The organism is Phormidium sp. CCY1219 (assembly GCF_055795085.1).
This window is the reverse complement of sequence record NZ_JAYFEQ010000410.1, coordinates 1-4,839: the sequence shown is the minus strand read 5'-3', so window position 1 is coordinate 4,839 and position 4,839 is coordinate 1. Positions and strand designations below refer to the sequence as shown.

Genomic DNA, 4,839 nt, shown 5'->3' with positions numbered 1-4,839 from the left:
GTGGGGAAAAGCGCCTTTAAAAGTCCGACTTTGGACTCTTTAAGAATCCCTCGGATTTATCCGTAGGGAGTATCAATAATATCCCAAATTTTAATCGTTCGATCCCAACTCGCACTGGCAACGGTCTTCCCATCACAACTCATCGCCACCCCTTCCACTTGACTGGTGTGACCCGTGAGAATACATTTGAGCGTTGCCACTTCCCCCTCTTTCACCGGCACGATCTGCCACACTTTTATCGTACAATCCGCACTGGCACTGATTATACTGCGTCCGTTGGGCGTAAATGCAATTTGATGCACCACCCCCGTATGTCCGATTAACGTATGGCGAACCAAGGGCAGGCGATCGCCCTTTTCCACATCCCAGAGTTTCACCGTAAAATCCCGACTGCAACTCCCCAAATACCCCCCATCCGGACGAAACGCCACCCCATTCACCCAATCCTTATGCCCGCGCCAACTCCTCAGACAATCACCGCAATCCAGATTCCACAATTTAATCGATTTATCCGCACTACCACTGGTGGCAAATAGTTTCCCATTCGGATGAATGGCCACTCCTAAAACCAATCCACTATGCCCCTCAATTGTCTGGATGCATTCCAACATTTCATACGGATTAAACCGCAGCAATTCCCGTTTCACTTCCGGTTCCGGTCTATCCTCGAGCAGTAAATATGCCGCTTTATAAACCTCTGGATGCAGGTCTTTTAACGCAGAAAGTAAAAGCGACCATCCCGCTTCACCGTAATGATTCGCTTCTCGCGTCGCGGCAATTCTAACCGCAACATTGTCCGAAGCTAACCGATTTTTAACTCCTTCGATGCCTCCCAATACCGCAGCAGTCTGGGGCAGGTTTTCCCCGCCGAGAACGACATCATTAGGTTGAGGGCGATTTCGCTGGTTCATCTTACGTGCTAGTGGTGAAAATCAATCTAACAACCGAGAAGTTCCGGGTCAGGGGTATGTTACGATTGCCCTAAGACATCTGACCCTCAATCAATATAGCGTTTATTTCTCGAACCATGAATAGCATCTCTGTTTCCATCCAGCCATCCCCTGGGATTTCCTTTCCTGCACGCTGGCGCGGCGATCGCATCCCCAATCCCCCACAGAGTCTCAGTTTGAGTGGCGTTATCCACCCGGATTCCCAAGGTCGGGAGATTGACCACCATCCCCGTTCCTTTTTTGCCACTACTTATTTTAACCGCGAACTTTCCGACCTTTTTCACGAGGTTTCTCGCGGATTGCAAGGCCAAATTGACGATAGAATCGTCGAACTGCACAGCCCCCTTGCCAGTGGCAAAACCCATACATTATTGAGTTTATATCATTGGGCGAAACACGATCGAGACTTGCAGCCAATTCCGCAACTCGATCGCTTCGGATTCCCGGAAACCGTTCGCGTTGCTGCCTTCAGTGGCGATATGAATATCCGCCAGGGAATTGCAGTGGAAAATCACTGCCCTATTTTGACCCCTTGGGGTCTTCTCGGATGGCAATTGAGCGGCGAATCTGGTTATGCTTTAATGGCAACCGCAGCCGATGAGTGGGTTGCCCCCAGTCAGGAAACCCTGAAAAAGTTGTTATCCCCTCAACCCACTCTCATTTTAATCGATGATTTTCTCTCCTATGTGGAACAGGCGATCGCTTTACCGGAAACTGAATCGAATTTTGCCCTACAGTTGCAGGTTTTTTTAGACAATTTGACGGCAGTGGTGCGGGAATTGCCGCAAGCAATGTTAGTCTACGCCGGATTATTGCACGATGTGGAATCGGCGATTAGTCGCAGTGGAATTGCAGCAAAAGTATCGCCAAACCCAGCAGTTTGTTCGGCCAAAGTAAAAACTCGATTGCGTGGCGATCGCCGCCCTTATCATTTCCTTTACCCCGACGAAATTTCCCTTACCCATTCTCCCACAAATAACCGCAAAAACCCTGTACATTCTCCCACTAAATATTTAAAAAGTTGCCTTTATCCTCGTCACAAAAAACCATCAAAATCATGGAATATTGCGCCACAAAAACGAGAAAAGCTAACCCTTTCACCCAGCTTTTATTTCCGGAAACAAATGGAACGCCAAAACGCCAAATCCTGGCAATTGCCAACAAAACTAAGGCAGAGAATAGGGAAACTTACCCCAATCTATCCGCCTATTTTGCCTAAGTCTATACCCGGCGTTCGGCTGCAAATTTTCACCAGCCTTGCCTGTGCGACGATATTGCAAACGGGGGGAATGAAAGCCAAGGTCATCCCCAAAGCGAACCGGAAAAAATTGTGGCAAAAGTGCAAAGTTTTGGGGCAGCCAAAAACTCAGGCATTAATTTTTATAAAACCGTTGACATTGGGAAATTTATGTGTTAGTAAATATGCAGATTTGCCAGGAGAATCCGGGGGTGGAGAGGGATGCAGTGCGAGAGTGTTGCGTCCGGGTTGTTGCGTAGCAAACCAGACCCTTTTCTTCCCGAAACCAATAACAATTGAAGAAACAACGAAACACAAGTGGGGCGGAAATGAGAGGAAAGCGGTGGTGGTTAGAGTGGTTATGTTTGGTATTAATCGTAGCCCTTCCGGCGGGGTGGTGGATCGCGCAACAAAGCCGAGGAAAACCCTTTGCCTTATCCGAATCTGCGAAAACCGAACCTTGGCCGGTACAAAGCGGATTAAAAATAGCCAAATTGCGCGATCGCATTCCCACGGTAAATCGCCTGGTCTTAGTTCCCGACAAAGCCACCTTTCTCTTTGCCATTCGCCAATGGAACCTGGAGGGTCGCTGGCCAATTTTAATCGAAGATGAGCGGTATGCGCCGATGTTTCGCGATCGCTTTCAACCCCAGGAAGTGATTCGGTTGCCCGCCGTCAACACCGCCTTACCCACCGATGAAGCCCTGCGTCAGGCGATGCAAAATGCAGTAGCATCGGCGTGGAATGCTAGGGATAAGGACTCGTTAAAACAACAATGGGAAACCCTGGGGTGGGAACCTCCCGGAGTAGTGATTACCGCCGTCACGGACCCCGCATGGCCGGCGGCGGTAGCCTTAGCCAGCGATCGGGGTCAACCCTTAGTCTTTTTGCCGGGAAACTTCGGTCAAGTTAATGATAGTATAAACCCGCAGATTTGGCAAGGGTTAAAAGCTGAAATAAAACGAAAAGTTCGCGCAACGGGATATGCTTACAGCGGGTTGGGGGATGCGGTGGATACGGTCACCGTCGTGCGGGAATTAGCCGTAAAATATCAATCTCCCACAAACGAAAGGGTAGATTTAGCCGTTACCGATGGCTTGGGCAGACATGAAAGCGGCGATCGCTGGGCGGTGGTTGGCTGGATTTATGGAAATACAGAACGAGCGTTATATCAAGCCATGTCGGCGATTTTTTTAACACCAGAAACCGCATTACTTTATGATAGTTATCCGTCCGAAGAACCCTGGAGCGAATATGAAATGAATTCTGCCAAAGCCCGGTTGAAAAAGATGGGAATTACCGCCACGGTGGTGCAGGGAGCCGAAGCCAGTTTAGACCGCTGGCGCAAGTTTAAAAATCCCGGATTAAACTACGATATAATCTGGGTGAATTCTAAAGGGATGAAAGATGGGTTTGCGGTGGGAAAAGGGAATGCCTCCGTGGAGGATATTCCGCCACTGAAATATCCGGCAATGATGCATTTTTTGCACAGTTGGTCTGCTACGACACCAGGCGATCGCGACACGGTGGGCGGGCGATGGTTGTCAAGCGGCGCTTATCTGTATGTGGGAAGCGTTCACGAACCCTATCTTTCCGCCTTCATTCCCCCCCGCATCATGTTAAGACGCCTGCAAAGAACCACACCGTTTTTGATGGCGGCGCGTCAATTAGAATCCGAACCCTGGAAAGTAACCACCATTGGCGATCCACTGGCGATAATCTCTCCGCCTCGGCGCAGAATTCCCCCCAGTGAGGTTCCCCTGGAGGGAGAATAACTGCGATCGGCGAGTGGCGACAAACATCATCTACACCGGAGACAAAAATCCTATAATGTCCGCTCAAAACCAGAAAAAATCGGCATGGAGTGGGTGGGTTTCGCCCCCGCTTCCATGCCGGATATTGTCTGAGAAAGACAGATTTTTAATGAATCTGACCCTACAGCACCCCGTTGATGAGTTGCTGAAATTCGGCAACTGATGGAATGGCGATCGCTTGTCGATGCAAATCCCGCAGAGTATCCGGTTCCTCAATAGTATTCAAGGCATCCACCACCTCTGGGGGCACTGAATTAAAGCGAGTTTCCAGGATGACAATCGTGCTTTCCCGCAGAGTGCGGTTAGTTACCTCTTCCTGCGCCATTTCTTCAACGCGACTGATAAACGGCATATTTCTGTCCTCCCGAGAGCGACGTAACTCCGTTTTAAATTCCCGTTGTAGTTCTTGGGGTAGTGTCATCATCCGGTCGATAAACCGGAACAGATTCACCACCTCATCTCTACTATAGCCTTTGGATACCAACTCACGCACCACGATCCACTTCCACTGTTTCCGTTCGGGTAAATTTTGGGTCGTGGCTTTGGTTTTCAGATGCGCCATCACCATGATAGCAAAGGGATTTGTACTGGCTTCGAGTTCCTCCCATTTGTCTTCATAGTCCAGTAGTTTGACGATGGGAAAATCGAATTAACCGATAACCCCCCAGCTCATATCCAAACCAGTTGGGACGCCAGGAGGGTCGTTCGTCTCCCAAAATTGCCACGGAGATGGAGGGAATGAGGTACTTGTCAAAGGCGCGATATAGCGATTCTCATATTGGTGAGGTAGAGCATTTTTTACCTCAAAGATGCACCTCAAGGTTGGGACTCTTCGGTT

The 4,839-nt window shown here is 49.3% G+C and carries 6 protein-coding genes; 2 read left to right on the top strand and 4 right to left on the bottom strand.

What is annotated here, in order from left to right; all coding sequences use genetic code 11:
- Positions 1-56: 56 nt before the first annotated feature.
- The 3 genes from AC0QH1_RS09175 to AC0QH1_RS09165 form a co-directional block, all read right to left on the bottom strand.
- Complete coding sequence (locus AC0QH1_RS09175) at positions 57-911, bottom strand: WD40 repeat domain-containing protein (RefSeq protein WP_324630766.1); 855 nt, start codon at positions 909-911, stop codon at positions 57-59.
- A gap of 86 nt (positions 912-997) precedes the next feature.
- Entirely contained in the window at positions 998-1,177 is a 180-nt protein-coding gene (locus AC0QH1_RS09170) for a hypothetical protein (protein WP_324630769.1), read from the bottom strand.
- Between the two features lie 150 nt (positions 1,178-1,327).
- The gene (locus AC0QH1_RS09165; RefSeq protein WP_324630768.1) at positions 1,328-1,465 is read right to left on the bottom strand and encodes a hypothetical protein; all 138 of its coding nucleotides are present in this window, start codon (positions 1,463-1,465) and stop codon (positions 1,328-1,330) included.
- Here AC0QH1_RS09165 and AC0QH1_RS09160 point away from each other — a divergent pair.
- Both AC0QH1_RS09160 and AC0QH1_RS09155 read left to right on the top strand, forming a co-directional pair.
- Positions 1,430-2,800: a DUF499 domain-containing protein gene (locus AC0QH1_RS09160; RefSeq protein ID WP_324630767.1), complete on the top strand. Its 1,371-nt coding sequence runs from the start codon at positions 1,430-1,432 to the stop codon at positions 2,798-2,800. The two genes, AC0QH1_RS09165 and AC0QH1_RS09160, sit on opposite strands and share 36 nt — an antisense overlap.
- Complete coding sequence (locus tag AC0QH1_RS09155; RefSeq protein WP_324630765.1) at positions 2,682-3,962, top strand: hypothetical protein; 1,281 nt, start codon at positions 2,682-2,684, stop codon at positions 3,960-3,962. The genes AC0QH1_RS09160 and AC0QH1_RS09155 overlap by 119 nt, the downstream gene beginning before the upstream one ends.
- Before the next feature lie 160 nt (positions 3,963-4,122).
- On the opposite strand, the gene AC0QH1_RS09150 is transcribed toward AC0QH1_RS09155, so the two are convergent.
- Positions 4,123-4,569 (bottom strand): hypothetical protein, encoded by a 447-nt coding sequence (locus tag AC0QH1_RS09150; RefSeq protein ID WP_324630764.1) that lies wholly within the window; start codon positions 4,567-4,569, stop codon positions 4,123-4,125.
- Positions 4,570-4,839: the final 270 nt, after the last annotated feature.